Source organism: Psychrobacter sp., assembly GCF_041554015.1.
Lineage (GTDB): Bacteria > Pseudomonadota > Gammaproteobacteria > Pseudomonadales > Moraxellaceae > Psychrobacter.
The window spans coordinates 1-2,627 of sequence record NZ_JBFFMS010000087.1 but is presented as its reverse complement, the minus strand read 5'-3'; the positions used below and the strand labels follow the sequence as shown (position 1 = coordinate 2,627).

The window sequence follows — 2,627 nt, the reverse complement described above, 5'->3', positions numbered from 1 at the left end:
TGGATATCTGGGCATGTGCGGTCATGGCACGATTGGCGTCATCGTCTCTTTAGCTTATCAACAAAAAATATCAGCAGGCATACATTGGCTTGAGACTCCCGTAGGTCTGGTTAAAGCAACCCTACATGATGATGGCAGCTGCAGTGTACAAAACGTCCCTTCTTATCGTTATAAAAAACAAGTCGAAGTTCACGTTCCTGAGTTAGGGCTTATCCGTGGTGATATCGCTTGGGGTGGCAACTGGTTCTTTTTAGTTAGTGAGCATGGACAAAACATTCAAGCCAGCAATGTTAAACAGCTTACTCAAGTAACAATGCAAATCAAACAAGCACTGGTCGTTACCAACATCACTGGCGAAAACAATAGCGAGATTGACCATATTGAGTTATTTGCCGATAGCGATGATACACAAGTAGATAGTAAAAACTTTGTTTTGTGCCCAGGTTCAGCTTACGATCGCTCCCCTTGTGGTACCGGCACAAGTGCCAAACTAGCTTGCCTAGCAGCTGACAATAAACTGGCTCCTGAACAATTATGGCAGCAACAAGGCGTCGTCGGCAGCGTATTTACTGGCAGTTATCAGTATGCATCTGAGCTTAATACTGATCTGAGTACTAGGCTCAATAATCCAGCTGGTGCAGCTTATCCTGAACAGACCATCATCCCAACGATTTGTGGTCATGCTTATGTTTGTGCTGAAACTACGCTCATTGTGCAAGAAGACGATCCCTTTAAATGGGGAATCCCATCTTAATAAAATCGCAGCATTCTTTATGAAATGACAGTTTTATCGATAAACGCGTAAACACTCTCAAAAATACTTCATCGACAGAACGTAATCGAGAAAACCATGACGACCTCAAACTTCGACTTACATATTATTGGCGGCGGTATTATCGGCCTAGCGGCGGCAGTGACGTTGCAAGCACGAGGCGTCAAGGTCGCACTGCTAGACGCCAACGAAGTGGGTCAAGGAGCCTCATTTGGTAACGCAGGTCATATCGCTACTGAGCAAGTATTCCCCATTGCAGATGCCAGCATGCTGCGTCATGTACCAGCCATGTTATTCGATCCGACTGGACCACTGCGTATAGACTGGCACTATCTACCTCGCTTGATGCCTTGGGCAATGCAGCTATTGATGAATATGCGCCCTGAGCCATTTGAGCGGATTCATCATGCGTTATTAAACTTAAATAAAAACAGTCTGCAAGCATGGCAAGGCTTTGCCAATCAGTGGCAATTGGGCGAATGGGTGCAGGTGAAAGGTTCATTATTGACGGTCGAGAAGACAAGTAGCGTCGATCCTCTCATAGCACATGGCAGTCGACTTAACGATATTGGCGTAGCCAATGAGCTATTGACTAAAGAAGAATTGTTAGAGCGTGAACCTGCTTTACAAGATAACCAATTAGCGGCGTTGTTTTTCCCAAATACAGGACATATCACCAATTTAAAAGCCGTTATTAATCAGCTTCACCATATTTTTAGACAGTTAGGCGGTCATGTCATTGAACATTGCCATGTCCTTGCAGCGACCAATGATATAGAGGGTATTCACCTAACAACCAGTCAAGGTGATATGACAGCGTCCAAAGTGCTGCTAGCAGCAGGCGCCCACTCTAAGGCATTGGCCAAGCAGCTAACAGGCGTGAATGTACCGCTAGATACCGAACGCGGTTATCACTTAATGCTACCGCATGAAAGTACGCGCTTACAGATACCGGTATCAAGCATGGATCGCCGTTTTATTATGACACCGATGCAGGAGGGGCTACGCTTGGCAGGCACCGTGGAGTACGCAGGCCTTGATGCCCCTGCCAATATGCAGCGCGCGCAGATGCTATTACAACAAGCGCAGCCTATGCTCAAAGCCGAGTTAGACGCTACTGATAGTGTGCCATGGATGGGGTTTCGACCATCGACCGCAGACTCCTTGCCAGTCATCGACAAAATCGAGCGCGTCTTTTTAAGCTTTGGGCATCAGCATTTAGGCTTAACGCAAGCTGTCGTTAGTGCGCAAATGATTGCCAATTACTATTTTGATGAAGACCATACTATTGATCCAAAACCGTATCAACTTTGCCGCTTTAAATAAGCATCTTATTAAACGTTTATAAACCCAGAAAAACCAACCGATTCAGCATTGAATCATTAGCCGTCAAATCACCAACAATATCAACATCACTAAGGATAGTCTTATGAACATTAATGGCATTTTAGTCCCGATCGTTACTCCTTTTGACAATAACGGCAACGTTGATGCGCAAAAACTAAGAATACTGGTCGAAGCCTTTATCGACAAAGGCGTAGCCGGTATCGTTGCTTGCGGTACTACGGGTGAATACTATACCTTTTCGGCAGCAGAGCGTGAGCTCGTATTAACCACTATCGCTGAAGCGGCAAAAGATAAGGTGACTCTTATCGCTGGTATCAATAGCTTATCGACTGACCATTCTATTGAACTTGCTGCCCAAGCCAAAGCCTTAGGCTATGACGGTCTGATGCTGTCTGCCACTCCTTACAGCTTGCCTGAACAAGACGGCATCATCGCTCACTTTGAAAAAGTCGCAGATGCAAGTGAGCTGCCTATTATCATGTATAACTTCCCTGCTCGTGTTGGCGTT

3 protein-coding genes are annotated in these 2,627 nt (G+C 45.6%); all 3 read left to right on the top strand.

Translation table 11 applies throughout. The features are described 5' to 3' along the window. Window positions 1-754, top strand: a 754-nt coding sequence (locus ABYU67_RS12105) for a proline racemase family protein (protein WP_372845549.1), incomplete at its 5' end; no start/stop codon positions are given. Window positions 755-850: 96 nt separating this feature from the next. Beyond that, window positions 851-2,098, top strand: coding sequence for an NAD(P)/FAD-dependent oxidoreductase (locus ABYU67_RS12100; RefSeq protein WP_372845547.1), 1,248 nt, complete (start codon window positions 851-853; stop codon window positions 2,096-2,098). 103 nt (window positions 2,099-2,201) lie between these two features. Continuing rightward, window positions 2,202-2,627, top strand: a 426-nt coding sequence (locus ABYU67_RS12095) for a dihydrodipicolinate synthase family protein (RefSeq protein WP_372845545.1), incomplete at its 3' end; no start/stop codon positions are given.

Coding starts and splice junctions, on each gene's coding strand:
- ABYU67_RS12100 (WP_372845547.1), top strand. CDS start 851: ATGACGACCTCAAACTTCGACTTACATATTATTGGCGGCGGTATTATC.